The following is a 26,997-nucleotide window of genomic DNA, read 5'->3' as shown; positions in this document are numbered from 1 at the left end:
GTCAGGAAAGGAATCCGTCACCGGGCAACGGGCGGTACACCGTCAGCGCCTCGGGCAGCTTCTCCAGCGTCAGATCGCCCTCCGTCTCGGTGAGCTCGCCGTCGTACGCCATCAACGTCCCGGGTGCGACGCCGGACAACCGCAACCGGTGCACCTGCACCGCCGCGTGGGCGGGGGAGCGCGTCAGCGGACCCGCGAGCGCCGCGGACAGCAGCCGCAGGGCGGGCCGGCGGCCACCGTGCACCACCCGTACGTCCAACTGCCCGTCCGCCAGGTCGAGGCGGCGCCCGGAGGCGATGCCCCTGCGGTGGTACGTGCCGTTGCCCGCGAACAGCATCCACAGCGGACGCCGACGGCCCCGCACCTCCGCCTCCAGCGGGTGCCGGTCGGCGCGCAGCACCCGCACCGCCGCCAGCACCCCGGCCGGCCAGCCGCCGATCCGCGGCGACCAGCGCTCCCGCTCGCTGACCAACTCGGGGTACACACCCAGGCTGAAGGTGTTGACGAAGATCCCGCGCCGCCCGCCGGAGGCGAAGCGGCCCACGTCCACCCGCACGCCCTCACCGCGCTCCAGCGCCCGGCACAGATCCCGGACGTCCTCCACGCCGAGGTCGTAGGCGAAGTGGTTGAGCGTGCCTCCGGGCAGTACGGCGAGCGGCAGCCCGTGCCGCAGGGCGATCTCGGCGGCGGCGTTCACGGTGCCGTCACCGCCGCACACGCCGAGCACCCGGGCGTGACCCGCGGCCCGCTCCAGTTCCGACCGGACGTCCTCGGGGTCGCACTCCACCACCTCCGCGTCGGGCAGCGCGTCGCACAGCGCCCGCACCCGGTCGGAGGTGCCCGAGCCGACGTTGGCCACCATGACCAGGCCCGCACCCTTGGGCAGAGCCGGTACGTCGGCGCGCGGCCGGGCCGGCGGTGTGTGCTGGGCGCGCGTGGGCACCATGCCCCGCACGGCGAACGCGGCACCCGCCCCGAGCGCCGCGCCGGCCAGCACGTCGCTCGGGAAGTGGACGCCGGTGTAGACACGGGAGAGCGCGACCGCGGCTGCCACCGGAGCCACCGCCGCACCCCACGCCGGGGACTCCAGGGCGACGCCGGTCGCGAACGCGGCGGCCGAGGCGGCGTGCCCCGACGGGAAGGACGTGGTGATCGGCTGCCGTTTCAGCTGCCGGACCAGCGGCACCGGGTCGAGGACCGGCCGGGGACGGCGGACCGTGCGCTTGCCGAGGGTGTTGATGGTCAGCGAGGCCAGGCCCAGCGAGGCCAGCCCCCGGGCGGCGGCACGACGCGCCCTCGGGGTGCGGGAGGCGGCCAGCGCGGCGGCCGCCCCGAACCACAGCACGCCGTGGTTGGCGCTGCGGCTCAACCGCGGAAGCAGGGGGTCGGCGCCGGGCCAGGTGCGGGCGGCGACGGCCTCGAACACCCGCTGGTCCAGTCGCAGGAAACCCCTGCGGACCGGATGCGGGCGGGGTGTCGGGGCGGTGAGGTCCAGGTCGGGGCTCATGCCCACCGCCTACCCGTTCGACGGCCTTTCCTGCGGTCGGCGTGTCCCGTGTCACGGCACCGGGAAATGCGGTTGCCCCGGGCGTGGCCGGAGCTGAAGAATCCGGTCCCATGGGACACCTCGAAGCCGCGCACCTGGAGTACTACCTCCCCGACGGGAGGGCGCTGCTCGGCGACGTCTCCTTCAGGGTGGGGGAGGGGGCGGTCGTGGCCCTCGTCGGTCCCAACGGGGCGGGCAAGACCACTCTGCTGCGCCTGCTGTCCGCAGAGCTGAAACCGCACGGCGGGACCGTCACCGTCGGCGGCGGACTCGGGGTGATGCGGCAGTTCGTCGGCTCCGTCCGGGACGAGACGACCGTACGGGAACTGCTGGTGTCCGTGGCGCCGCCCCGTATCCGCGAGGCCGCCCGGGCCGTCGACGCCGCCGAGCACGCGATCATGACGGTCGACGACGAGGCCGCCCAGATGCACTACGCGCAGGCGCTCGCCGACTGGGCCGAGGCCCAGGGCTACGAGGCCGAGACCCTTTGGGACATCTGCACGACGGCCGCGCTCGGGGTGCCGTACGAGAAGGCCCAGTGGCGGCAGGTGGGCACCCTGTCCGGTGGCGAGCAGAAGCGGCTGGTGCTGGAGGCGCTGCTGCGCGGCAACGACGAGGTGCTGCTGCTCGACGAGCCGGACAACTACCTCGACGTACCCGGCAAGCGCTGGCTGGAGGAGCGGCTGGAGGAGACCCGCAAGACGGTGCTCCTCGTCTCCCACGACCGTGAGCTCCTCGCCCGTTCCGCGCAGAAGATCGTCTCCCTGGAGCCGGGTCCCGCGGGGGCCGACGCCTGGGTGCACGGCGGCGGCTTCGCCACCTTCCACGAGGCCCGGCGCGAGCGCTTCGCCCGCTTCGAGGAACTGCGCCGCCGCTGGGACGAGAAGCACGCGCAGCTGAAGAAGCTGGTGCTGACGCTTCGTCAAGCCGCTGCGGTGAGCCATGAGATGGCCTCCCGCTACGCCGCCGCACAGACCCGGCTGCGCAAGTTCGAGGAGGCGGGACCGCCGCCCGAGCCGCCGCGCGAGCAGGACATCAGGATGCGTCTGAAGGGCGGCCGTACCGGCGTCCGCGCCGTCACCTGCGAGCAGTTGGAACTCACCGGCCTGATGAAACCCTTCGACCTGGAAGTCTTCTACGGTGAACGGGTGGCCGTCCTCGGCTCCAACGGCTCCGGCAAGTCCCACTTCCTGCGCCTCCTCGCCGGGGACGGCGTGGCCCACACCGGGAACTGGAAGCTCGGCGCGCGCGTTGTGCCCGGACATTTCGCGCAGACCCACGCCCACCCCGAACTGCTGGGCCGCACGCTCCTGGACATCCTGTGGACCGAGCACTCCCAGGACCGGGGCGCGGCCATGTCCAGGCTGCGCCGCTACGAGCTGACCCAGCAGGCGGAACAGACCTTCGACCGGCTCTCCGGCGGCCAGCAGGCCCGCTTCCAGATCCTCCTGCTGGAACTCCAGGGTGTCACCGCCCTGCTGCTCGACGAGCCGACCGACAACCTCGACCTGGAATCGGCCGAAGCCCTCCAGGAGGGCCTGGAGGGCTTCGAGGGCACGGTACTCGCGGTCACCCACGACCGCTGGTTCGCCCGCTCCTTCGACCGGTACCTCGTCTTCGGCAGCGACGGGCGCGTGCGCGAGACGCCGGAGCCGGTCTGGGACGAACGGCGGGTGGAGCGGGCCCGCTGACGCTCACGCGGAGGCCGGGCGCCGGCGGACGGAGGTCATTTCCAGCGCAGCAGCGCACCCAGTCCGCCCACCGGCGCGTCCGCCGACGCCTTCGACGGCAGCGCCGGCGTCACCGAGATCGCCGGGGCGCCGGTCATCACCGCCGAGCGCAGCAGGGCGTCGTCCGCGCGGGCCGACCAGGAGTTCTGCTCGCCGAGCGTCTTCAGCTCGGTACGCCGCATGGCGAGCTGGTCGGCGTCCTCCCCGATCCACACCTCGCGGTGGGTGTCGGGGGCGTCCGGGATGACCAGCAACTCGTCGATGCGGTGCTCCCGGGCGGCCTCGACCAGCGCGGGCACGCCCTCCGCCGCACCTGCCCGGCCCTCGCCGTCCGGCGTGCGGGCGGCCAGGAACCGGGCCAGGTCCTCCTGCGCGCGCGAACGCACGTGATCCTCGCGCAGCTGCTCCACCTCGTCGTCCAGCAGCCTGCTGCCGGCGCCGCGCGAGGCCTCGGCGATCCGCTCCTGCAGCCGCTTCGGCAGCCGCTCGTGCACGGACCGCCGCGCCCGGTCGTCACCCACCAGGATCAGCAGATCCGCGCCGGTCTCCTCCTGGCACACGGCGAGCGCGTCCGCGATCTCCGCCGCGTTGTGCTCCCAGGTGTTCTCCACCCGCAACTGGAAGTGACGCTCCGACCAGTCGACGCTGCTCGTGCGATGCACCGGCCACTGCCGGCCGGTCACGCCGCCCGCGTCCGAGCTCCCCAGGGCGCTGCGCAGCTCGAAGTCGGCGCCCTTGCGGTCGATGTACGCCACCACGCACACCGGGTTCTCGCCGGCCAGGTCCAGCAGCGGCGCGATGTGCGGCAGCGGCGCCCAGTCGGCGGTGGTCCCGCCGTACGGGGGCCGGGCCAGCGGCGGATCGAGGACCACCTGTCCGCCGCGCGCGAACAGGGCCCGCCCGTGCGGGTCGGTGGCATGGCGCAGTTCCTCCACCGCCTCCCGCACGGCACGGCAGGTCGCGTCGTCCGCGCCCTGCTCCGCCAGCTCCCGGGCCACCGCGGCGGCCGTGAGCTCACGCTCGTGGGGGGTGTCCTCCGTGTGCCGGGAGAGATCGACGTACACGGAGGCCCAGGGCCCCTGATGCTCGTAGAGGGGGTGCAGAAACGCGAGATCCATGGTGGCTCCCTCCCGGGTGCCGCTCGGGGGTGGTAGTGCTGCGGGGGCGGGTACCCGGACCGCATGAACGAACACGACACGCGGGACGACGCGATGACCGGAGTGGACCCCGGGCGCTTGGACGACCAGCAGCTCATGAAGGAGCTGGAGACCATCCACCGCACGCGCCACGACACCCTGCTCCACGGGTCGAACGACGCGCTGCGGGCCCACAACGATCGCATGGCGCAGCTTGAGGGCGAGTGGCTGCGCCGCAACCCGCGACGCCCGGTGGCCGCGGGCCGCACCCGCGAAGGGGCCCGGGAACGGGGCTGCGGGGGGTCGGCGGTGCCCGGCGGCTGAGCGCGGACGCGGCCCGCGCGGCTTTACCCGGCCGCAGTGCGCGCGGGCCGCGCAGGGCGGGACGACCGCAGGTGTGCCCGCCGGGGCGGCTGTATGCGCTCCCTGTTTCACGGGAAGGCGGCGGGGCGTCTCCCCGTAGGCATGGCCAGGACGGCTCGGCGTGTCCTCGCGCGGGCGAGACGGCGGGCCCGGGCCTCGCGGCGCGCTCGGGGCGCACCGCGAGGCCCGGGCCCGCCGCGGCGGTCAGCCGCTCAGCCGTCCGCCTTGGCGAACTCCGCGAGATACGTCTCGCAGAACGCCTTGAGGTCGTCCGGCTTGCGGCTGGTGATGAGGACGTTGTTCCCGTGGTCGCAGACCTTCACCTGTTCGTCGACCCAGGTGGCGCCCGCGTTGCGGAGATCGGTCCGCAGGCTCGGCCACGAGGTCACGGCCCGGCCCCGCACGACGTCGGCCTCGACGAGCGTCCACGGGGCGTGGCAGATGGCGGCCACCGGCCGGCCCCGCTCGAAGAAGTCCTTGACGAACGCCACGGCCTTCTCGTCCATCCGCAGGAAGTCCGGGTTGGCCACGCCGCCCGGCAGCACCAGCCCGCCGAACGAGTCGGCCGACGCGTCGCCCACCACCTCGTCCACCGGGAACGTGTCCGCCTTGTCGAGGTGGTCGAAGCCCTGGATCTCACCGGACTGCGTCGAGACCAGCACGGGTTCGTGCCCCGCGTCCTTCGCCGCCTGCCACGGTTCGGTCAGCTCGACCTGCTCCACGCCCTCGGGAGCGGTCAGAAATGCGATGCGCATGTGGTTCGGTTTCCTTTCCCGGCGCGCCGGGCCCGTGCCGCCCGACGCGCACGCGTCATTCGGTCAGCGGGGGCCTGCCCGGCCCGGACCGGGCATCCGGTTCCGCACGGCTGATGTCGGCGAGCGCCGAGGCGGGGTCGTGGGCCTCGCCCGCACCGTGATGTCACGGTCGGTGATCAGGCCCACGACGCCCCGCCCGTCCGCGACCACCACGTCGCCGATGTTCTGCGTGCGCATGAGCTGCGCCGCCTCGACGACGGAGGAGTCCTGACGGCAGGCGGCCACACCCGAGGTCACGACCTCCCTCACGTACTCGGTCACGGGGCCACCCTCCCGTTCGCCTACGCGCCCCGGGCACCGGCGTCTCCGGGCCCGCCGCTCTCGGTCAGGGCCACCGCCAGTTCCTGGACGTTGTCGTAGCGGGCCCTGTGCGGCAGTCGTTCCAGTCCCTCGACGAGGGCGTCCGGTGCGTTGCCGCGGCGCAGTGCCCGGGTCAGTTCCCGCGGGCCGGCGGGGAAGGCACCCCGGGTCAGGTTCCGGGCCAGCTCGAGCCGGAGGGCCTCCAGATACGTCGGTCCGCGACCTGGGGTCACCGGTCCGCGGGTGACGTCGGGATCGTCCTCGGCGGCCGGTTCCGGGTCGTGCCACTCCTCGGTCCGGGTGGGGTGCCCGGACCTGAGCAGACCCTGCAGTTCGTGCTTCATCTCGTCGTCGCGGTGGACGCTCATCCGGTCACTGCCTCGCTGCATGTCTCCCTCCAGGTCCTTCAGGGGTGCCGACCGCGTACCCGGACACCGGGGGCCGACACGGATTCATCCGGAAGGGTCTGCTCCGATTCCTGCGGACACAGTGCGTGCGGCCTCGTGCACGGCGGGTTTGCCCGCCCGGGGCGGGGAACCCGGCCCCTGCCACCACCCCCACGCCCACCCTTCATCGGGAAGGACGGATCATGGCGGTGCTGCTCGCTTTGTGCATTCCGGTCCATGCTCGGCGTGGTGCTGGCCCTGGGCCGCTACGAGGAACTGGTGCTGCCGGGCACCGCGCCGCCGTCCGACGACGCCGAGGCGGCCGGCCGTGCGGAGCCGTGACAAGGGCCGGACGGATCAGCAGCCCGACGGATCAGTAATCGAGAAGCGCCGCTCGCCCCGCCCCGTCTAGCGTGGCCCTGCCGACCCGCCCGACGGATGGAGAGACGATGAGCAGCGCCAGGAGGACGGACACACGGCCGACCGTGCCCCATGCCGCCGACAGCCACGACATGATCCGCGTGCACGGCGCCCGTGAGAACAACCTCAAGGACGTCAGCATCGAGCTCCCCAAACGCCGGTTGACCGTCTTCACCGGTGTCTCCGGCTCGGGCAAGAGCTCCCTGGTGTTCAACACCATCGCCGCCGAGTCGCAGCGCCTGATCAACGAGACCTACAGTGCCTTCGTGCAGGGCTTCATGCCGACGCTCGCCCGGCCCGAGGTCGACGTCCTCGACGGCCTGACCACGGCGATCATCGTGGACCAGCAGCGGATGGGCGCCGACCCCCGCTCCACCGTCGGCACCGCCACCGACGCCAACGCGATGCTGCGCATCCTCTTCAGCAGGCTCGGCGACCCGCACATCGGCCCGCCCAGCGCGTACTCCTTCAACACCGCCTCCGTCCGCGCCAGCGGCGCGATCACCGTCGAACGCGGCAAGAAGAAGGCGGTGAAGGCGACCTACGAGCGCACCGGCGGCATGTGCACGAACTGCGAGGGCCGGGGCAAGGTCTCCGACATCGACCTCTCCCAGCTCTACGACGACTCCAAGTCCCTCGCCGAGGGCGCGTTCACCATCCCCGGCTGGAAGTCGGACAGCCAGTGGACCGTGCAGGTCTACGCCCAGTCCGGCTTCGTCGACCCGCACAAGCCGATCCGCGAGTACACCGAGAAGGAACTGCGGGACTTCCTCTACGGCGAGCCGGTCAAAGTCAAGGTCAACGGCGTCAACCTCACCTATGAGGGCCTGATCCCGAAGTTCCAGAAGTCGTTCCTGTCCAAGGACAAGGAGTCGATGCAGCCGCACATCCGGGCGTTCGTCGAGCGGGCCGTCACCTTCACCACCTGCCCCGAGTGCGACGGTACCCGGCTCAGCGAGGGTGCCAGGTCGTCCAAAATCGGCAAGATCAGCATCGCCGACGCCTGCGCCATGGAGATCCGCGACCTGGCCGAGTGGGTCCGCGGCCTCGACGAGCCCTCGGTCGCGCCGCTGCTCACCGCGCTGCGGGACACCCTCGACTCGTTCGTGGAGATCGGCCTCGGCTACCTCTCGCTGGACCGTCCGGCGGGCACGCTGTCGGGCGGCGAGGCGCAGCGCGTCAAGATGATCCGCCACCTCGGCTCGTCCCTCACCGACACGACCTACGTCTTCGACGAGCCCACCATCGGCCTGCACCCGCACGACATCCGGCGGATGAACGACCTGCTGCTGCGCCTGCGGGACAAGGGCAACACCGTGCTCGTCGTCGAGCACAAGCCGGAGGCGATCGCGATCGCCGACCACGTCGTCGACCTCGGCCCCGGCGCGGGCACGGCGGGCGGCACCGTCTGCTTCGAGGGCACCGTCGAGGACCTGCGGTCCGCCGGCACCGTCACCGGACGCCACCTCGACGACCGGTCCTCGCTCAAGGAGACGGTGCGCAAGCCCACCGGAGCCCTGGAGATCCGGGGCGCGAACACGCACAACCTCCAGGACGTCGACGTCGACATCCCGCTCGGCGTGCTCTGCGTCGTTACCGGCGTGGCGGGCTCCGGCAAGAGCTCGCTGATCCACGGCTCGGTCCCGGCCGGCTCGGATGTCGTCGCCGTCGACCAGAGCCCCATCAAGGGCTCCCGGCGCAGCAACCCGGCGACGTACACCGGACTGCTCGACCCGATCCGCAAGGCCTTCGCCAAGGCCAACGGCGTGAAGCCCGCCCTGTTCAGCGCCAACTCCGAGGGCGCCTGCCCCACCTGCAACGGCGCCGGCGTCATATACACGGACCTGGCCATGATGGCCGGCGTCGCCAGCCCCTGCGAGGACTGCGAGGGCAAGCGGTTCCAGCCCTCGGTACTGGAGTACCGGTTCGGCGGCCGGGACATCAGCGAGGTGCTGGCGATGTCGGTGGCCCAGGCCGAGGAGTTCTTCGGCGCCGGCGAGGCACGCACGCCGGCCGCGCACAGGATCCTTCAGCGTCTCGCCGACGTGGGACTCGGCTACCTCACCCTGGGCCAGCCGCTCACCACGCTCTCCGGCGGCGAGCGGCAGCGGCTGAAGCTGGCCACGCACATGGGCGACAAGGGCGGCGTGTACGTCCTCGACGAGCCCACCACCGGCCTGCACCTCGCCGACGTCGAGCAACTGCTCGGCCTGCTCGACCGACTGGTCGACGCCGGCAAGTCGGTCATCGTCATCGAGCACCACCAGGCCGTCATGGCGCACGCCGACTGGATCATCGACCTCGGCCCCGGCGCCGGCCACGACGGCGGCCGTATCGTCTTCGAGGGCACGCCCGCCGACCTCGTCGCCGACCGCTCCACCCTCACCGGCGAACACCTCGCCGCCTACGTCGGCGCCTGACCCTGGCCACGGTTCCCGCAGCGCCGTACCGCAGACGTACGGCGCTGTGGGATCGTGGTGGAGTGACGACGTTGGAGGACCTGGCGCGGCTGCGCCGCGCCCGCGACCTGATGGACCGGGAGTACGACGAGCCGCTCGACGTCGCGGCGTTGGCGCGGGTCGCCCTCATGTCGGCGGGCCACTTCTCGCGCAGCTTCCGCGCTGCCTACGGCGAGACGCCCTACAGCTACCTGATGACGCGCCGCATCGAGCGGGCCAAGGCCCTGCTGAGGCGGGGCGACATGTCGGTCACGGAGGTGTGTTTCGCGGTCGGCTGTACTTCGCTGGGCTCGTTCAGCTCCCGCTTCACCGAGCTGGTCGGCGAGAGCCCGAGCGCCTACCGGGCCCGCGACCACGCCGACGGCGCGGCCGTCCCGGCCTGCGTCGCCAAGATCTACACCCGGCCGGTCAGGAACGGAGAAGCCAGGCCCGCGCCCGGGCCCCTAGCGTGAGGCGCATGGACATCAGCCTCTCGCAGTGCTTCATCGCAGTGGACGACCACGACAAGGCGCTCGCCTTCTACCGGGACGTGCTCGGCATGGAGGTCCGCAACGACGTCGGCTTCGAAGGGATGCGCTGGGTGACCGTCGGCTCCCCGGCCCAGCCCGACGTGGACATCGTCCTCGAACCGCCGCTCGCCGACCCCAACGCATCGACCTCCGACAAGGAAGCCATGGCGGAACTGCTGGCCAAGGGCCTGCTGCGCGGCGTCATCTTCAGCACCGACGACGTCGACGCCACCTTCGAACGCGTCAGCGCGGCGGGCGTCGAGGTCCTCCAGGAGCCGGTCGACCAGCCCTACGGCGTCCGCGACTGCGCCTTCCGCGACCCGGCCGGCAACATGCTCCGCTTCCACCAGCCGCACAAGCGATGACCACCGCCGCGCGGCCGCCGCGGGACCGAGCGGCCGTGCGGCCGAGGTGACCGCAGGGAGCATGCCGGACACCGTCGCGCTCCGGGACGGACCCCGGAGCGACGGGGGTGAGGCGGGCGGCAGCCGCGCGGGTGCCCCGACGGGAGGCCGGCGAAGAGGGGGTGTTTGGCGTGGGGCGGCGGGGCAGGCGCAATTCAGTGCTTCGGACAGGAGGCACGTCCGTGGGAGCGGCGGGACGCCGCCACCGACGCGTCGGTCCGTACGCCGGACGTCCTCTCCCACGGTGACCGCCCGACTCAAGGGCCGTGCCGTCGCACCGGTGAGGCCCCCCGGAGGTTCCCCGGGTGCCGCCCGTGCCGACCGGGCCTCCGCCCGGCGCGACGACAGGACCCCGCGCCCCGCGAGGGAGTTGCGACGCACCATGCCGATCCACGCCAGCGTGAAGCACCCGCACGACGACGCACCCGACACCGCCGACGCCTTCCGCAGGCTCACCACCCTCCCCGACGGCCCGGAACGCGACGCCGTCCGCGACCGGATCGTCGAGGCCTGGCTCCCCATGGCCGAACGGCTCGCCGGTCGCTTCCGCAGCCGCGGCGAGAGCTACGACGACCTGCGCCAGGTCGCCGCCCTCGGCCTGGTCAAGGCCGTCGACCGGTACGACCCCGAGCGCGGCAACGCCTTCGAGAGCTACGCCGTGCCGACGATCACCGGCGAGATCAAGCGGCACTTCCGGGACCACATGTGGACCCTCCACGTGCCGCGCCGGGTGCAGGAACTGCGCAACCGCGTCCGCTGCGCGGGGCAGGACCTGTCCCAGACCATCTCGGGTCGCGGGCCCACCGTCGCCGAGATCGCCGAGCACGCCGACATGAGCGAGGAGGACGTCCGGGTCGGCCTGGAGGCCCTGGAAAGCTTCACGGCCCTGTCCCTGGACGCCGGACTCCCCGGCGGCGAGGACGGTTACTCCCTCGGTGACGCCCTCGGCGCCCCCGACCCGGCCCTCGACACGGTCGTCGATCGCGAGGCCGTCAGGGAGCGCCTGGCCGCCCTGCCCGAACGCGAGCGCGCCATCCTCTACATGCGCTTCTTCGACGACATGACCCAGAGCCACATCGCCGAACAACTCGGCATTTCCCAGATGCACGTCTCCCGCCTGATCAGCCGCTGCTGCAACCGGGTGCGGGAGCAGGTTCTGCGGGATCCGGCGACCTGAACCGAGGAGGCCGGTGCGGGCAGCAGGCGTTGACCCGCTGAGCGGGGACCCGGAGCGGCCCCACCTCCCGCCTCCCGTCACCCTCGCCCGCGCGGCCCGACCGCTGCCGCAGGTACGGTACGAAGGTAGGTGACGGGCTCTCGGGGACCGTCGTGATCGCCCTGCCTCGTCACCGACTTGCCCGGCCGCTGCCGCGAGGTGCGGCACGAGCTTCCGGCGGGGCGGGTGCCGCTGATCGCTCCGCGACCGCACCGGGTGGTCGATCGGCTTCTGCCGAAGTGGCGCCCGGCCGACCTGACCTCGCGCCGGCGCCCGGCCCGGGTGGGTCCCGCTGCCCGGTCCTTCCTCGCCGGCCGAGCGCTGCCGCGGGGTGGGGGACGGTGAGGGCATCGGCGATCCGTCCGCGACCGCCCCGGATGGCGACGCGGCCCCGCGCGTGCCCCGTGCCGTGCCGCCAGGTCCGGCGTGCACCCGCGTCATCCCCTCTCGTCCGGCATACGCCCTGCCGTGTCGTCCGGTCCGGTGTGCGCCGTGCCTCGGACGGCCACACCGGTGAGTACGGCGCCAAACCTGCCCCGTCACCCGCTCGGGCGCTTCGTTCCCGCGAACGGCGCATGGCGGCGCGCGGGTTCGCGCCGGGCGGGCTGTGATGGCCGAGGGGCGCGAGTGCCGTGCCCCCGCAGCCGCCGCTCGAAGGAGCCCGACCCATGCGCCGCACCGCCCGCGCCCTGTCCACCGCCGTCCTGGCCAGTGCCGCCCTCGGCGTCTTCGCGGCGCCTGCCCCGGCAGAGCCCGGCGTACCCCCGCCGCCCATCGGCGTCGCCGAACCCGTCGCCGAGGTCAGCCCGGCCGGCGTGACCCCCGGCGGCACGGTCACGGTCTCCGTGACCTGCGCCCCGACCGGCGGCTCCGCACCCGCGACCCTCGACGCCACCTCACCGGCCTTCGACGGAGGTACGGTCGTGCTGCGCAAGGTGGGAGATGAGCACGAGGCGACGTCCGGACCCGCCTACCGCGGCACCGCCCGAACAGCAGCCGCCGAGGACTTCGGGAGCGACCCGGAGGCGGCGGGCTCCGAGGACGAGTGGACCGTCGACGGAACCTGCCCAGGGGCCTCCGGCGAGGAGGGCGACCCCTGGAGCGCGACGATGACCGCACCGGAGGCACCGATGACCGTGCCCGAGGAGCCGATGACCGTGCCGGAAGCGCCACTGACGGTGCCCGAGGAACCGATGACGGCACCGGACGAGCCGATGGCCGCGCCGGAGGAGGGCGGCGGCGCCGTCGCACCGCCCTGCCCGCAACCGACGGCCCCGCACGCCGGAGCCTCCTCCCGCGGTACGTCCTGCGCCACCGAACCCGCGTGCCCCGAACCCGCCTCACCGCACGGCGAAACCTCCGCGCAGCGGAGGAACTGCGGCGGGACGACCGCGGAGCACGGTGTGCACGCCGGCGCGGGGGGAGCCTTCACCGACTCGGTGCCCGCCCTGGTGGCCGGCGGCGTCCTGATCGCCGGGGCGTGCGGCGCGGCCGCGCACCGACTGCTCCGGCTCCGGCTGCGCGGGGACGCCGCGCACTGACCCGCACCGCGCCCGGCCCGCGTGTGATCCGTACCCACCGGGGCCACAGCCTTGGCCGGGCGCCCCGATGGGTACTTGGAGCAACGACCGGACACGGTGTGCCGGCGGCGACGGCACACGGCACCACGGACTGCGCGGAGGCACGCATGCGGCGGACGGACCCCGTGGGGCACGGCCCCGAAGGCCATGACCCCGTGGGGCACGGCCCCGTCCGCTACGGCCCGCACCTTCCCGACGACGGACTGCCCGTGCTGCCCGAACTGTCCGCCGTCCTCGCCGCCGCGGCGGGCCGCGCCCACGAGGAACCGGCCGGCGGCGCACCCGCCCTCCTGGGGGCCGCCTGCGGCTACTGGGACCGGCGCGGTCTGCCCACCGACCCCGGCCACGCGGCCGCCGCCCCCGGTGCCAACGCCCTGCTGCTGGCACTGACCGCCGCGCTCGGCGGCGACGTCCTGGTGCCCCGACCCTGCGCCGCCTGGTGGGCGCCGTACGCGCGGCTGCTGGGCAGGCCCGTCTTCCACGTGCCGACCCCGGCCGAGTCCGGCGGTGTACCCGACCCGTACGCACTCCTGGAGACCGTCCGCCGGGTCCGCGCCGAGGGTGGTGACCCCCGCCTGCTCGTCCTGTCCGTCGCCGACGACCCGACCGGCACCGTCGCGCCGCCCGAACTGCTGCACGAGACCGTGGAGGCGGCCGCCGGCGAGGGACTGCACCTGGTCAGCGACGAGACCTGGCGCGACACCCTGCACGATCCGCACGCCACCGTGATCCTCAGCCCCGCCGAGATGCTGCCCGAGCGGGTCACCGTCGTCTCCGACCTGGCCGGCGCGCTGCTGCCCCCGGCCTGGCCCGCCGCCGTCGCCCGCTTCCCCGCGTCCGCCGCCGGAGACGGCCTGCACGCGCGCGTGCTCGACGTGCTCACCGCGCTCGGCGCCCGCGTCGCCGCGCCCGTCGCCGCCGCGGCCGGGTACGCGCTCGGCGAACCCGAGCCGGTCACCGCCCGCCGGTCCGCCGCGGTGCGCCTGCACGCGCGCGTGGCCGCCGCCGCGCACGCCGCCGTCGTCGCCGCGGGCGCCACCGCCCGGCCCCCGCAGGCAGGCCGCCACCTCTACGCCGACCTCGGCCCGCTGCGCGACGCGCTCGCCGCCGAGGGTGTCGGCGACGCCCAGGAACTGGAGGACTTCCTCACCGACCGGCTCGGCATGCCCGCCCCCGGCGGCCACCGCTTCGGCGACGACCTGCCGGCCCTGCGCGTACGGCTCACCACCGGCCCCCTGCTCGGCGGCACCGGCGGTGAACGGCGCGCGGAATGCCTCACCGCCCCCGACCCGTTGGAACTGCCGCAGGTGCAACGCGCCCTGATCGCCCTGAAGTCGGTCTTCGGTGATCTCCGCGACGCTCAGCGATGGGAGCCTCCTCGATGACGCAGCAGCCCCGGTCGGCCACGAGCACCCCCGCCCCCGCCACCACCGAGGACGACGGCGCGCCGCCGGCCGCGTCCTCCCCGGCGCCCTCGTACCCGCCGCTCGCCGACCCCAGGCCGCCGGCCGAGCACCGCGTGTGGCCGCGCACCTTCCACGACCGGCTGACCGCACCGCTGCCCGGCCTCAAGGGCTTCGCGAGGTTCGCCCGCGAAGGAGCGGTCAGACCCGGCCCCGAGGGTCTCGCCGACATTCCCCGGCTGCCGTACGAGCCCGGTCCGCTGCCCCGCGTGGACGCCCGCACCGTCGCCGTCACCTGGGCGGGACACGCCAGCTGGGTGGTGCGGATCGGCGGGCTCACCGTGCTCACCGACCCGGTCTGGTCCCGCCGGATCCTCGGCACCCCGGCCCGCGTCACGCCCGTGGGCGTACCCTGGAGCGCCCTGCCCCGCGTCGACGCGGTCGTCATCAGCCACAACCACTACGACCACCTGGACGCCCCGACCCTGCGCAGGCTGCCGCGCGACACCCCGGCCTTCGTACCCGCCGGGCTCGGCCGCTGGTTCCACCGCCGCCGCTTCACCCGCGTCACCGAGCTGGACTGGTGGGAGGCGTCGGAACTGAACGGCGTCCGGTTCGACTTCGTGCCGGCCCACCACTGGTCCAAGCGCACCCTCACCGACACCTGCCGCACCCTGTGGGGCGGCTGGGTCCTCACCGCGCCCGACGGCCGGCGCGTCTACTTCGCCGGCGACACCGGGTACGGCCACTGGTTCGCCCGCATCGGCCGCCGCTACCCGGGCATCGACCTCGCCCTGCTCCCCATCGGCGCCTACGACCCCCGCTGGTGGCTGCGGGACGTCCACTGCGACCCGGAGGAGGCGGTGCGGGCCGCCCAGGACGTCGGTGCCCGGCGGATGGCGCCGATGCACTGGGGCACGTTCGTGCTGTCCGCGGAACCGGTCCTGGAACCCCTCACCCGCGTACGCACCGCCTGGCAACGCGCCGGCCTGCCCCGCGAGCACCTGTGGGACCTTCCGGTGGGCGGCTCCCGCGTACTGGAGTGACCCCGTGCGGGGGAACCGCACGCCACCGCCGCGTCCCCGCCCCACCGGCGGCTACGCCTTGGCGGGCCGCCGGAACCGCCGCCACAGGCCCGGCGCCGTGCTGACCACGACGGTCAGGACGATCGCCGCGGCCACGCCCTCCCACGGCTCGCTGAACAGCGCACCGCTCAGGATGCCGATCAGCTGGTACGTCACCGCCCAGGCCAGGCAGGCCGGGAGGTTCCCCCGGGCGAAGCGCCGCGGCGGCCACTTCGCCAACAGGCAGGCCAGCATCACCGGTATGCGGCCCGCCGGCACGAGCCGGGACAGCACCAGCACCGCGACGTCGTGCTCGGCGAGCTTCTCCTGCGCCTGCTCCAGCCGGTCCTCGGGCGCCCGGGACCGGATCGCCTCCAGCCAGCGCGAACCGTTCCTGGAACCGACCCCGCGCCGCCCCAGCCAGTACAGCGCCATGTCCCCGCAGAACGCGGCGAGGGACGCCGTCGCGAAGACCATCAACATCGAGTAGGGCAGCGTCTGGTGCATCGCCACCACGGCCGCCGAACTCACCAGCGCCCCGGTCGGCACCACCGGCACCAGCGCCCCGATGAACACCAGCAGGAACAGCGAGGGATAGCCGAACGCCTGCTGGGTCGGCTCGGTCGGAATGCTCGTCACGGCGGCACTCAGCGAGTTCACCGCGCGACCTCCACGCGCACACTCGCACCGTGCCCCAGCCGGTGCACCGCCACCCCCGGCGCGCGCAGTGCCGCCAGGCGCACGAACTCGTCACCCGGCGTGTGGAACTCGTGCGGGCGCACGGCGTCCATCCCGATCGGCCAGTACGTGCCGTAGTGCACCGGCACCGCCGTGCCCGGCGCCAGCCGCGCCAACGCCTCGGCCGCGCGCCCCGCGTCCAGGTGCTCCGCGCCCAGGAAGGGGCCCCAGCCGCCCACCGGCAGCAGCGCCGCGTCGACCGGCCCGACCTCCTTCTCCATGCCGTCGAACAGGCAGGTGTCCCCGGCGAAGTACGTCCGGGCCTCGCCCTCGACCACGTAACCGAGGGCCGGGGAGCGGTGCGGGCCGAGCGGCAGCCGACGACCGTCGTGCCGGGCGGGCACCGCCCGTACGCGCAGGTCACCGATGGTCATCTCGTCGCCGGGCGCCACCTCGGTCAGCTGCAGGTGGCCGAGCCGGCGCATCCCCGGCACCGCCCGCGGCGCGCCCCGGGGCACGAGCAGGCGCGTGCCCGGCGCGAGCCGCGCGAGCGACGGCACGTGCAGATGGTCGGCGTGCAGATGGGACACCAGCGCCACGTCCGCGCGCCAGGCCTCCGGCGGTGGCACCGCACCCCGCCTGCGGCGCAGGTGCGCGAGCCGGCGGACGAACAGCGGATCGGTGAGCACACGGATGTCCGAGTCCTCGACCGTGCAGGTGGCGTGACCCCACCACGTGAGCTCCACCGGCACCCCTTTGCCTCCTTCGCGCGACTCCCCGAAGCCTACGTCCAGGAGTAGGGTCGGCGGCGAAACGGGAGGTGAGGGGGACACCATGGGGCTGCTGAGGGTGACGGCGATCGCGAGTCTGACGCCGCTGGAGCAACTGGACGACGACCCCTTCCTGGTCGACTCGCGCAGCCAGCACGCCATGTGCGCCCGCTGGGCCGCGGAACGGGGCTACGTCGTCGCGCGGGAGCTGCTGGTCCGCGGACTGCGGGCCGACCACGCCGCCCTGTGGGACGGCGTCCGCCCGGGACACGACCTGTTCGTGGCGCCCAGTCGCCGGGTGCTGGCCAGCGCGCTGTCGTCCGTGGACGAGTTCACCGCGGAGTGCGCGCGGCGCGGCGTCCGGGTCGAGACGGTCGGCCACGCAGAACCGGCGTACGACGCCCGGATGAAGGCGTGTGTGCATCGGCGCCTGTCGATGCCGACGGCCGGTTACGACGGCCGCTGACACCCGGCCGCGGGGTGTGCGACACCCGGCCGCGGGGTGTGCGACACCGGGCCGTGGGGAGTGAACCGGACCCGGGGGGACAAACGGACGTCCCGGAGCGTTGTGGCAGGGTGGGCAAGGCCCGCGCCGACGACGGGCCGGGACGTGAGGTGTGCGGAGCGTGGGTGGAGGGCGTTGGCGCCGGGTCGCCAGTCAGATCGGCCGGAGTGTCGCGGTATGGGCCGTGTCCACCCTGACCATGCTCGTGCTCGCCGGGATCCTGCCGGACTTCCGGCTCCAGTCGCCCGACGGGGACAGCGCCACCGACATCGCCGTTACCGCGGCGGTCGGCGCCGGAGCCTTCGGTCTGCTGTCCGCACTGGTGTGGCCGCTGTTGGTACGGCTGCTGCTCCTGGTGCCGGCACTGGTCCTGGGCCTGCTGGTCTTCTTCCTCAACGGCGGACTGCTGCTCCTCGCCATCGACATCAATCCGGCCGGTCGCGGCGGCGTCGCCCCCGAGACGGCGGTCGTGGTGGCCGCCGTCATGTCCGCCGTCGCCTCGGCCACCGGCGGTGCCCTGGCCGTGCGCGACGACGACGCCTACCGGCGCCGGCTCTACCGCCTCGCCGACCGCCGCCGCAGATCCGGCCCGCCCTGCCCGGGCGGCCCCGGCACCGTCTTCCTGCAACTGGACGGCGTCGGCCACGACGTCCTGCTGGACGCGGTCGACGCCGGCGCCATGCCCACCGTGGCCCGCTGGCTCGGCCGCGACGGCTCCTCCGCGACCCACCGCCTGGCCCCGTGGCGCACCGACTGGTCCAGCCAGACCGGCGCCAGCCAGCTCGGCATCCTGCACGGCTCCAACCACGACGTCCCCGCCTTCCGCTGGTTCGAGAAGGACAGCGGCGAGGTCGTGGTCTGCAACCGCCCCACCAGCGCCGCCCAGCTCCAGCGCCGCGCCATCGAGCACACCGGCGACGGCGGGCTGCTGACCTTCGACGGCGCCAGCCGCGGCAACCTGTTCAGCGGCGGCGCCGACGAGCAGGCCCTCGTCCTCTCCATCGCCACCCGCCGCCGCAGCAAGGAGCACCGCTCCCGTTCCGGCTACTTCGCCTACTTCTCCGACCCGGCCAACGCCGTCCGCACCGCGATGTCCTTCGTCGCCGAGGTCTGCCGGGAGATCGGCCAGTCCACCCGCGCCCGCGTGCACAAGGTCCGCCCGCGCGTCTCCCGCGGCGGCCTCTACCCCTTCGTCCGCGCCTTCGCGACCGTCGTCGAACGGGACGTCGTGGTCGCCGCGGTGATGGGCGACATGCTCGCCGGCCGCACCGCCGTCTACGCCGACCTGGTCGCCTACGACGAGGTCTCGCACCACTCCGGACCGGGCAGCCGGGACGCCGCGAAGGTCCTCCAGCGGCTCGACCGGTCCCTCGCGCTGATCGAGAAGGTTGCCGAGCACGCCCCCCGCAAGTACCGGATCGTCGTCCTGTCCGACCACGGCCAGAGCCCCGGCGAGACCTTCCGCGCGCGCTACGGCCTCACCCTCGGCGACCTGGTCCGGGCCGGCTGCGGACTGCCCGTGCCGCGCCGGGCGCAGCGCACCCGCAGCGGCGCCGAGGCCCGCAACACCGTACGGGCCGCCCTGCACCGCCCCGTGGAGGAGGGCGCCGAGCAGCAGCGCCCCGCCGACACCCCCACCGGCCGTCGCTCGGAGCCGATCGTGCTGGCCTCCGGCAACCTGGGCCTGGTCTCCTTCCCGGACGTACGCCACCGGATGACCCGCGAGGAGATCGACGCCCGCTACCCCGCCCTGCTGCCGACCCTCGCCAACCACCCCGGTATCGGCTTCCTGCTGGTCCGCAGCCAGAGACACGGCGGTGTGGTGCTCGGCGCGCGCGGCGCGGAGATCCCGCTGGACCGGCTCGACGAGGAACCCGGACCGCTCGCCCCGTTCGGACCCGGCGCCGCCGACGCCGTACGCCGCACGCACTCCTTCCCGCACACCGCCGACATCATGGTCAACTCCTTCCACGACCCGGTCGACGGCGAGGTGCTCGCCTTCGAGGAGCAGATCGGCTCCCACGGCGGACTCGGCGGCGCCCAGTCCCGCGCCTTCCTGCTGTCACCCGTCGTCCTGTCCGCGCCGGCCGAGGACGGCACGGAGGTCGTCGGCGCGGAGCACGTCCACCGGGTGCTCCGCCGCTGGCTGCGTGAGTCGAACGGCCCGCAGGTTCCCGTGGAGGATCCCCGGCCGGAGACCGGCCGCGGCGGACCTTTTCCCGTCCCGGACCCGGTCGTGCAGGACAAAAGCGCCTGATTTGGAGCCGTGCCCGGCCGTGCCGGACCATGGGCGCCGCCCCGGCGATCCCGGGCACCAGTTCCAAGGAAGGCGCACCACCCCATGCACGTCACCGGGACCGTCCCCCCACCGGCTCCGGCCCCGCAGGAGACCCCCGCGGCCCCCGGTTCCGCCCCCGCGGCCGAGGGCGGCAGGCACGCCCGCCGCTTCGGGCTCCCCGTCGCCACCGCCCTGGTCATGGGCAACATCATCGGCGGCGGCATCTTCCTGCTCCCGGCCTCCGTCGCCCCCTTCGGCACCGTCAGCCTGCTCGCGTTCGGCGTCCTCACCGTCGGCGCCATCGCGCTCGCGCTGGTCTTCGGCCGGCTCGCCCAGCGCGACCCGCGCACCGGCGGTCCCTACGTCTACGCCCGTGAGGCCTTCGGTGACTTCGCCGGCTTCCTCGCCGCCTGGGCGTACTGGATCACCACCTGGGTGTCCAACGCGGCCCTCGCCGTGGCCGCCGTCGGCTACCTCGACGTCCTGATCCCGGTGGGCGACCACCGCTGGACCGCCTGCCTGGCCGCCCTCGTCATCCAGTGGCTGCCCGCGCTCGCCAACTTCGCCGGCACCCGCTACGTGGGCGCCGTCCAGCTCGTCGCCACCGTCCTGAAGTTCGCCCCGCTGCTGCTGGTCGCGGTCGGCGGCCTGTTCTTCTTCGACGCCGACAACCTCGGCCCGTTCAACGCCACGGGCGGCAGCGGCATCGGCGCGGTCTCGGCCGCCGCCGCGATCCTGCTCTTCTCCTACCTCGGCGTGGAGTCCGCCGCCGTCAGCGCCGGCGAGGTGAAGGACCCCCGCCGCACCGTCGGCCGGGCCACGGTCATCGGCACGGCGGGCGCCGCCCTCGTCTACCTGCTGGGCACCCTCTCGGTCTTCGGCACGGTCGCCCACGACCGACTGGTGGACTCCACCGCCCCCTTCTCCGACGCGGTCAACGCCATGTTCGGCGGCACCTGGGGCGGCTGGGCCGTGGCGCTCGCCGCCCTGGTCTCGATGACCGGCTGCCTCAACGGCTGGACCCTGCTCAGCGCCCAGACGCCCTACGCCGCCGCCAAGGACGGCCTCTTCCCGGCGGCCTTCGCGCGCCGGCGGCGCGGCGTCCCGACGACCGGCGTCGCCGTCACCGTCGTCCTCGCCTCCCTGCTCACCGTCTACAACTACGCCGCCGGCTCGGCGAAGGTCTTCGAGGTCCTGGTCCTCGTCACCACCTTCACCGCGACCGTGCCCTACCTGCTGGCCACCGCCGCGCAGATCTTCCACCTGGTCTCCGGACAGGGCGAGAAGGTCGACCGCGCCCGGTTCGTCCGCGACGGCGTGATCGCGGCGGTCGCGGCCGGCTTCTCCCTCTGGCTGGTCGCCGGCGCCAGCTACGCGGCCGTCTACCAGGGCGTCCTCTTCCTCTTCGCGGGCGTGCTGGTCTACGCGGTGATGGCGGCCCGCAGGCGGCGCGCGGAGGGGCCCGCCGCACCGTAATTCGGCTGCGCGCGGGCGGCCGGGGACCGACACTGGTGCGGTCCCCTCCCGACATCCCTCTTCCGAGGAGCCCCTGCGTGCACGCAGCCGTCACCGTCACTCCCGCCCGACTCCCGGAACTGCTGCTCGGTCTGGCCACCGTGCGGCCGGTCTTCCTGTGGGGCGCACCCGGCATCGGCAAGTCCTCCCTGGTGAGGAACTTCGCCGACTCGCTGGGCCTGGAGTGCGTGAGCCTGCTCGGCACCCAGCTCGCGCCCGAGGACCTGATCGGCGTACCGCAGATCCGGGACGGGCGGTCGGTGTTCTGCCCGCCCGAGTCCATCGCCCGCGACGAGCCGTACTGCCTGTTCCTGGACGAGCTGAACGCGGCCACACCGGACGTGCAGAAGGCGTTCTACTCGCTCATCCTGGACCGCCGCATCGGCAGCTACGAGCTGCCCAAGGGCTCCATCGTGATCGGCGCCGGCAACCGCGCCACCGACAACGCCCTCGCCCGCCCCATCGCCTCCGCGCTGGTCAACCGCCTCACCCACGTCCACCTGGACGCCTCCGCGAAGGACTGGCTGGCCTGGGCCGCCGAGAACGGCATTCACCCCTGGATCACGGACCACCTCACCGACCGCCCCGACCACCTGTGGTCCAAGCCGCCCAAGACCGAGGAACCGTTCTCCACCCCGCGCTCCTGGCACATGCTCTCCGATGCCCTGCACTCCTTCGGGCGGGAGCTCGACGAGGAGACCCTGAAGGTCCTCGCGCACGGCACGCTGACCCCCGCCCACGCCACCGCCTTCTGTGGCTACGTCAAGATCGTCCGCAGCCGCTTCGGCATCGAGGCGATCCTCAAGGGCGAGGCCCGCTGGCCCAACCGCCTCCAGGACCGGGACCTGCTCTACTACCTCGCCGAGTCCTTCCGCGGCCGGCTGGTCAAGGAGCTGCCCGCGAGCAAGGAGCAGATGTCGGCGAACGGCCGCCAGACCGCCTACCGCGCCAAGTCGCTGCTCGTCCAGCTCGCCGAGATCTCCGTCGAGGTCGCCCAGAGCGTCATCGCCTCCGACGCCGACGGCAACCCGGTGCTGCCCGCCTGGTTCCTCGTCGAGGCCGCCCGCGACATGCCCCGGCTGGTGGAGGCACGGCGATGAGCCGGGCCGCGGGGCCGAAGCAGCAGAAGAAGAAGGACCCGGCCGCCGAGAACTGCGCCAAGGGCGTGCGGTTGGCGTGGGCCAACCCGGCACTGGCCTCGATGGAGGTCAAGCTGTGCCGGGAGGAGGAGTGCCGGGTCGCGCCCCGGCAGGGACTCGTCCGCGTCAGCTCCAACGGCCGGCTCCACCTGCACCCCACCCGCCACGCGGAGCCCGCCGAGTGGGCCTGGGCCATCGCGCACGCGCTGATCCACCTCGGCTTCGGCCACGTACCCGCCGCGACCGGGGAGCGCGTCCAGCCCGACCGCTACGACCTCGCCGCCCGCTGCGTCGTCGTCAACCGCTTCCTGCAGACCTTCCCGGTCGGCCGCACGCCGGACGACCTGCCGCCGGCCTACCCCGACGGCGACGAGGAGCGCATCGCCGCCGCCTGGCGCCGCGAGGGCGGCATACCGGCCGCCTACGAGCACTGCGGGACCGCCGGCCACGAACCCGACCAGCTGCTCGCGCCGTGGGACACCTGGAACGGGCAGGCCCCCGACTGGCAGCTCGCCTTCGCCCACGCGCTGACCCGCACCATGTCCACCGCCCTCGACCTCGCGGGCGGCCGGCGTGACGACATGCTGGGCGGCCCCACCCGCCTGCACCCCTGGCAGCAGGCCCTGAGCTGGTTCGTCTCCTCCTACCCGCTCCTCGGCGGCATCGCGGCCGGCATCACCCTCGTCGCCGACGCCGAACTGGCCCGCGCCCACGGCATCTCCGTCGCCGCCGTCAACGCCGAGGCCGGCGAGATCTACGTCAACCCGCTGCGGCGCCTCGACGACGAGGAGTGGCGGTTCGTCCTCGCCCACGAGATGCTGCACGCCGCCCTGCGCCACGGCGACCGCTGCGGCACCCGCGACCCCTACCTCTTCAACGTCGCCTGCGACTACGTCATCAACGGCTGGCTCGTCGAGATGCAGGTCGGCACCATGCCCGAGGGCCTCCTGCACGACCCGTCACTGGCCGGCTCGTCCGCCGAGGAGGTCTACGACCGCATGGCCGGCGACCTGCGCCGCATACGCCGCCTGTCCACCCTGCGCGGCAAGGGCGTCGGCGACGTCCTCGGCGGTCCGCTGGGCTCGCCCCCCGACTACGTCGACCTCGACGGCTTCTACCGGCGCGGCCTGACCCAGGGACTCGACCTGCACCGGCAGCAGGAACGCGGCTTCCTGCCCGGCGGCCTGGTCCAGGAGATCCGCGCCCTCAGCCATCCACCGCTGCCCTGGGACGCGCGGCTCGCCCGCTGGTTCGACGAGTTCGTGCCACGCCCGGAGCCCGTACGGTCGTACGCCCGTCCCTCCCGACGCCAGGCGGCCACCCCCGACATCCCGCGCGCCGGGCGGTACTTCCCGCCCGAGGAGATCGCCCGCTGCACCTTCGGCGTCGTCCTCGACACCTCCGGTTCGATGGACCGCACGCTGCTCGGCAAGGCGCTCGGTGCCATCGCCTCCTACGCCGGGGCCCGCGACGTGCCCGCCGCCCGCGTCGTCTTCTGCGACGCGGCACCCCACGACGCCGGGTACCTGCCGGTGGCGGACATCGCGGGCCGGGTGCGGGTGCACGGCCGCGGCGGCACCGTGCTCCAGCCCGGCGTGGACCTGCTGCTGCGCGCCGACGACTTCCCGCCCACCGCGCCGGTCCTCGTCATCACCGACGGATGGTGCGACGTGCTGCGGGTGCGGCGCGAGCACGCCTACCTGATTCCGCAGGGGGCTCGGTTGCCGTTCACCGCCCGGGGACCGGTCTTCCGGGTGAGCTGAGCCGGAGTGTGATCGGATGGGGGTGGGAACCCGGTCGCGGGCTCCCACCGCCCCAGTACAGCAAGAGAATTCGAGAGGACCCGCCGTGGCAACCACGCGCTCCGCACACACCGTCTGGGAAGGCAACCTGCTCGAGGGCAACGGTGTCGTCACCTTCGACTCGTCAGGCATCGGCGAGCAGCCGGTGTCGTGGCCGTCGCGCGCCGAGCAGGCGAACGGCAAGACCAGCCCGGAGGAGCTGATCGCCGCCGCCCACTCCAGCTGCTTCTCCATGGCGCTGTCGCACGGCCTGGCCGGCGCCGGCACCCCGCCCACCAAGCTCACCACCTCCGCCGACGTCACCTTCCAGCCGGGTGAGGGCATCAAGGGCATCCACCTCACCGTGGAGGGCACCGTGCCCGGCCTCGACAACGACGCGTTCGTCGCCGCCGCTGAGGACGCCAAGAAGAACTGCCCGGTCAGCCAGGCCCTGACCGGCACGACCATCACCCTCACCGCGAAGCTGGCGTAACCGGCTAGGAGCCCGCGCGCTCCCAGCCCGCCGGTCCGGGCGCGGCCCCAGCTGCCTGGGGTCGCGCGACCGGTACACCACGTACGGGCGGGTCAGGTACTGCACCGGCGCGCTGAACATGTGCACCAGCCGGGTGTACCGCAGGAGGGCGTCAGCAGCATCCCCACCACCGCGTGCACCTGGTACAGCACCGGCACCCCACCATCAGCTCCGTCTTCCGCCGGAGGGTGAACAGGCCGCGCGACCAGGGCGCGATGGTGTGCCGGTAGTCGTAGCCGGTGCCCGAGGAGTGCGCTAGCTTGGCGACCACGCCGAGGACGATCGCCGCGAGCAGGAAGAGGTACATGACCTTGTCGTTGGCGGTCGTCGCCCGGAAGACGGGGCGTTGGTGCGCCGCCGGTAGATCAGGACGAGGATGCCCGCGACGGCGAGCACCCCGGCCGCCGTGCCGCCGTACAGGGACAGCAGGTGGTACGCGTGCTCGCTCACGCCCAGCGCGTCCGTCCACGATTCGGGAACGAACAACCCGACGAGAGGGCCGACGAGCACGAACAGGATGCCGTAGTGGAACACCGGCGACGCGATGTTCAGCAGCTTCGACTCGTAGACCTGCGAGGAACGGGTCGTCCGGTCGTAGCGGTGCCGCCGGACCAGGCCCGCGATCAGCGGGGCGCAGGCGGCGTAGGGCAGCACGCCCCGCAGGAAGACGGTCACGGGCGGCCTCCGGTGGGTGCGGGCGGCAGGGTGGCGCACACCGCGTCCAGGACGCACGCGTAGGGCGTCCCGAAGGCGGTGAGCCGGGAGCGGAGCTGGTCCAGGGCGTGGCGGTGCTCGGTGAGCATGCCGATGTTCCCGGTGCGGGAGGCGAACTCCAGGACCGCGGGCAGGAAGTCGGGCAGCTCCTCGTCGGTGAACTCCAGCCCGTGGGCCCGGTACAGCTCCTTGAAGCGGACCAGCGACATGCCGCGGTTGCGGGTGTCGCCGTCGGTCCACCAGCTCAGGTACAGGCTGTGCCGGTTCTTGAAGTCGAAGACCTCCACGTAGTGCGCCTGGAGTTCGCCCTGCTCGGTCGCCGCCGCGTGGTCGGTGAAGCCGCGCAGTTGCGGCGCGGCCTCGCGCAGCAGCGGCAGCCGGGTGCGGAAGTCGTCGTCGGGATACGTCAGACAGAGCGCCGCCGCCTGGTACAGCACCTCGAAGCCGGGCATGGGATCAGACCTCCCTTTCGTGGTCCGCGGTCTGCCGCCTGCGCAGGATGTGGAAGTTCTCCACGGGCACCAGCGGCAGCCGCTTGCGTCCCGAGTCCTGGCCGAACGGCCCGTCCCCGCCCATGCCCGGGCCGTCGACGCTGTCCAGGCTGCACGTGTCCGGCAGCGCCGACGCCTCCAGCCGGTGCGCGTCGCCGACGGCCGCCGTCGGGACCACGCGTCCGACTCCCGGCCGCCGACCAGCCCGATGCTGTGCAGGTCGGGGGCGGCGGTGCCGGGCCGGAAGAACCGCCCCGCCCGCAACAGCGCCGCGCCCGGCTCGGTGGGCGGTGTCCGTGTGTCGGTCACATGCGCTCCCTTGATCGCCCTGGCTCCCTCGAACCTAGGGGCGGGCGCGGGAGCGCACCCGTTCGCGGGGCCCGTACGGGTCAGGACGGGCCGTCCGGACCCGCGTCAGACCTTGCGCGCCACCCCCGCGTACACCGGCACGATGCCCTCCGCCTGCACGGCCACGTCCTCCGGGTCCGGCCGCCACCCGGTGACCGGGATGACGCCCGGGCCCACCAGTTCCAGGCCGTCGAAGAAGCGGGAGAACTCGCTGAGGGAACGCGGATAGAACGGCGTGCCGCTGCGGGCGAACAGGCCGGCGGCCTTGCCCACGGCCTCCGGGTTCAGGTCGGGCGTGACCTGGGAGAGGACCAGGTGACTGCCGGGGGCGAGGGCGTCGACGTACCGCTTCAGCAGCCCGTGCACGTCGTCGCCGTCGGCCGCGTCACCGAGGTAGTGCGTCAGCGCCACCAGGGACAGGGCCACCGGCCGGTTGAAGTTCAGGGACTCGCCCGCCAGCCGCAGAATGGTGTCCGGGTCGCGGACGTCCGCGTGGACGTAGTCCGTGGAGCCCTCGGCGGAGCCGTGCAGCAGCGCCTCGGCGTGCCGCAGCACGATCGGGTCGTTGTCGGCGTAGACCACCCGCGATGCGGGCGCCACGGCCTGGGCCACCTGGTGCAGGTTCGGCTCGGTGGGGATACCGGTGCCGATGTCCAGGAACTGGCGCACCCCGGCCTCGGCGAGCATGCGGACCGCCCGGTGCATGAACCGGCGGTTGGCCCGCGCACCGCGCACCGCGGTGCTGTCCGCGGCGAGGATCCTGCGGGCGAGTTCCTCGTCCACCGGGTAGTTGTCCTTGCCGCCCAGCCACCAGTCGTACACGCGCGCCGGGTGCGGCCGACTGGTGTCGACGGGGGCGGGGGTGGCGCCGGGTCCGGTCATGCGGTGTGGTCTCCTCACGAAGGCGTGGGTGCT

Annotated in this window: 23 protein-coding genes and 3 pseudogenes; 15 read left to right on the top strand and 11 right to left on the bottom strand. The window is 73.7% G+C overall.

Annotated features, from left to right (window positions below; all coding sequences use genetic code 11):
• Position 1 precedes the first annotated feature (1 nt).
• Complete coding sequence (locus tag IE142_RS11100; protein WP_191885581.1) at positions 2-1,507, bottom strand: bifunctional phosphatase PAP2/diacylglycerol kinase family protein; 1,506 nt, start codon at positions 1,505-1,507, stop codon at positions 2-4.
• Between the two features lie 110 nt (positions 1,508-1,617).
• On the opposite strand from IE142_RS11100, the gene IE142_RS11095 reads away from it, so the two are divergent.
• Positions 1,618-3,237 (top strand): ATP-binding cassette domain-containing protein, encoded by a 1,620-nt coding sequence (locus IE142_RS11095; RefSeq protein WP_191885580.1) that lies wholly within the window; start codon positions 1,618-1,620, stop codon positions 3,235-3,237.
• Positions 3,238-3,272: 35 nt separating this feature from the next.
• Here IE142_RS11095 and IE142_RS11090 read toward each other — a convergent pair whose 3' ends face one another.
• The gene (locus tag IE142_RS11090) at positions 3,273-4,394 is read right to left on the bottom strand and encodes a baeRF2 domain-containing protein (protein ID WP_191885579.1); all 1,122 of its coding nucleotides are present in this window, start codon (positions 4,392-4,394) and stop codon (positions 3,273-3,275) included.
• Positions 4,395-4,457: 63 nt separating this feature from the next.
• Between IE142_RS11090 and IE142_RS11085 the strand changes: the two genes are divergently transcribed.
• Positions 4,458-4,736, top strand: a complete 279-nt coding sequence (locus IE142_RS11085; RefSeq protein ID WP_191885578.1) for a DUF6158 family protein — start codon at positions 4,458-4,460, stop codon at positions 4,734-4,736.
• A 251-nt stretch (positions 4,737-4,987) separates the two neighbouring features.
• Here the strand turns inward: IE142_RS11085 and IE142_RS11080 are convergent, their stop codons facing one another.
• The 3 genes and pseudogenes from IE142_RS11080 to IE142_RS11070 form a co-directional block, all read right to left on the bottom strand.
• Entirely contained in the window at positions 4,988-5,530 is a 543-nt protein-coding gene (locus IE142_RS11080; protein WP_191885577.1) for a type 1 glutamine amidotransferase domain-containing protein, read from the bottom strand.
• A gap of 147 nt (positions 5,531-5,677) precedes the next feature.
• Positions 5,678-5,851 (bottom strand): annotated as a pseudogene (locus tag IE142_RS11075) (CBS domain-containing protein); the annotation flags it as partial.
• Positions 5,852-5,871: 20 nt separating this feature from the next.
• Positions 5,872-6,279 carry a DUF2795 domain-containing protein gene (locus IE142_RS11070; protein ID WP_191885575.1) on the bottom strand — a complete coding sequence of 136 codons (408 nt, stop codon included), beginning with the start codon at positions 6,277-6,279 and terminating at the stop codon, positions 5,872-5,874.
• Between the two features lie 446 nt (positions 6,280-6,725).
• On the opposite strand from IE142_RS11070, the gene IE142_RS11065 reads away from it, so the two are divergent.
• From IE142_RS11065 to IE142_RS11035, 7 genes are all read left to right on the top strand, one after another.
• Positions 6,726-9,116 (top strand): ATP-binding cassette domain-containing protein, encoded by a 2,391-nt coding sequence (locus IE142_RS11065; RefSeq protein WP_191885574.1) that lies wholly within the window; start codon positions 6,726-6,728, stop codon positions 9,114-9,116.
• 62 nt (positions 9,117-9,178) lie between these two features.
• Positions 9,179-9,607, top strand: coding sequence for a helix-turn-helix transcriptional regulator (locus IE142_RS11060; protein WP_191885573.1), 429 nt, complete (start codon positions 9,179-9,181; stop codon positions 9,605-9,607).
• 5 nt (positions 9,608-9,612) lie between these two features.
• A complete protein-coding gene (locus IE142_RS11055) occupies positions 9,613-10,029 on the top strand; it encodes a VOC family protein (RefSeq protein ID WP_191885572.1) in 417 nt (138 codons plus the stop codon).
• 421 nt (positions 10,030-10,450) lie between these two features.
• Positions 10,451-11,245: an RNA polymerase sigma factor SigF gene (locus tag IE142_RS11050; protein ID WP_191885571.1), complete on the top strand. Its 795-nt coding sequence runs from the start codon at positions 10,451-10,453 to the stop codon at positions 11,243-11,245.
• A gap of 707 nt (positions 11,246-11,952) precedes the next feature.
• Complete coding sequence (locus IE142_RS11045) at positions 11,953-12,825, top strand: hypothetical protein (RefSeq protein ID WP_191885570.1); 873 nt, start codon at positions 11,953-11,955, stop codon at positions 12,823-12,825.
• Between the two features lie 146 nt (positions 12,826-12,971).
• A complete protein-coding gene (locus IE142_RS11040; protein WP_191885569.1) occupies positions 12,972-14,249 on the top strand; it encodes an aminotransferase class I/II-fold pyridoxal phosphate-dependent enzyme in 1,278 nt (425 codons plus the stop codon).
• Positions 14,246-15,313, top strand: coding sequence for an MBL fold metallo-hydrolase (locus IE142_RS11035; protein ID WP_191885568.1), 1,068 nt, complete (start codon positions 14,246-14,248; stop codon positions 15,311-15,313). The genes IE142_RS11040 and IE142_RS11035 overlap by 4 nt, the downstream gene beginning before the upstream one ends.
• A gap of 51 nt (positions 15,314-15,364) precedes the next feature.
• On the opposite strand, the gene IE142_RS11030 is transcribed toward IE142_RS11035, so the two are convergent.
• Both IE142_RS11030 and IE142_RS11025 read right to left on the bottom strand, forming a co-directional pair.
• Positions 15,365-15,991, bottom strand: a complete 627-nt coding sequence (locus tag IE142_RS11030) for a DedA family protein (protein ID WP_191885567.1) — start codon at positions 15,989-15,991, stop codon at positions 15,365-15,367.
• A complete protein-coding gene (locus IE142_RS11025) occupies positions 15,988-16,761 on the bottom strand; it encodes an MBL fold metallo-hydrolase (protein WP_191885566.1) in 774 nt (257 codons plus the stop codon). Before IE142_RS11025 ends, IE142_RS11030 begins: the two co-directional genes overlap by 4 nt.
• A gap of 82 nt (positions 16,762-16,843) precedes the next feature.
• Between IE142_RS11025 and IE142_RS11020 the strand changes: the two genes are divergently transcribed.
• The 6 genes from IE142_RS11020 to IE142_RS10995 all read left to right on the top strand — a co-directional run bounded on the left by IE142_RS11020 (position 16,844) and on the right by IE142_RS10995 (position 24,490).
• A complete protein-coding gene (locus tag IE142_RS11020) occupies positions 16,844-17,245 on the top strand; it encodes a hypothetical protein (protein WP_191885565.1) in 402 nt (133 codons plus the stop codon).
• Positions 17,246-17,396: 151 nt separating this feature from the next.
• Entirely contained in the window at positions 17,397-19,541 is a 2,145-nt protein-coding gene (locus tag IE142_RS11015; protein WP_191885564.1) for a phage holin family protein, read from the top strand.
• 84 nt (positions 19,542-19,625) lie between these two features.
• Positions 19,626-21,038: an amino acid permease gene (locus IE142_RS11010; protein ID WP_191885563.1), complete on the top strand. Its 1,413-nt coding sequence runs from the start codon at positions 19,626-19,628 to the stop codon at positions 21,036-21,038.
• Positions 21,039-21,115: 77 nt separating this feature from the next.
• A complete protein-coding gene (locus IE142_RS11005) occupies positions 21,116-22,177 on the top strand; it encodes an ATP-binding protein (RefSeq protein WP_191885562.1) in 1,062 nt (353 codons plus the stop codon).
• Positions 22,174-23,979: a vWA domain-containing protein gene (locus tag IE142_RS11000; protein ID WP_191885561.1), complete on the top strand. Its 1,806-nt coding sequence runs from the start codon at positions 22,174-22,176 to the stop codon at positions 23,977-23,979. Before IE142_RS11005 ends, IE142_RS11000 begins: the two co-directional genes overlap by 4 nt.
• 85 nt (positions 23,980-24,064) lie before the next feature.
• Complete coding sequence (locus IE142_RS10995; protein ID WP_043377849.1) at positions 24,065-24,490, top strand: OsmC family protein; 426 nt, start codon at positions 24,065-24,067, stop codon at positions 24,488-24,490.
• 4 nt (positions 24,491-24,494) lie between these two features.
• Here the strand turns inward: IE142_RS10995 and narI are convergent.
• The 4 genes and pseudogenes from narI to IE142_RS10975 all read right to left on the bottom strand — a co-directional run bounded on the left by narI (position 24,495) and on the right by IE142_RS10975 (position 26,964).
• A pseudogene (narI, locus tag IE142_RS10990) lies at positions 24,495-25,204 on the bottom strand (respiratory nitrate reductase subunit gamma).
• A complete protein-coding gene (gene narJ, locus IE142_RS10985; protein WP_191885560.1) occupies positions 25,201-25,695 on the bottom strand; it encodes a nitrate reductase molybdenum cofactor assembly chaperone in 495 nt (164 codons plus the stop codon). Before narJ ends, narI begins: the two are co-directional and overlap by 4 nt.
• A gap of 4 nt (positions 25,696-25,699) precedes the next feature.
• Positions 25,700-25,912: pseudogene (gene narY, locus IE142_RS10980) on the bottom strand (nitrate reductase subunit beta); the annotation flags it as partial.
• Positions 25,913-26,148: 236 nt separating this feature from the next.
• Positions 26,149-26,964, bottom strand: coding sequence for an SAM-dependent methyltransferase (locus IE142_RS10975; RefSeq protein WP_191885559.1), 816 nt, complete (start codon positions 26,962-26,964; stop codon positions 26,149-26,151).
• Positions 26,965-26,997: the final 33 nt, after the last annotated feature.

Source organism: Streptomyces mutabilis, assembly GCF_014649815.1.
In the GTDB taxonomy this organism is placed as follows: domain Bacteria; phylum Actinomycetota; class Actinomycetes; order Streptomycetales; family Streptomycetaceae; genus Streptomyces; species Streptomyces mutabilis.
Note: the sequence above shows the minus strand (reverse complement) of the source record. Positions and strands in the feature narration are given on the sequence as shown.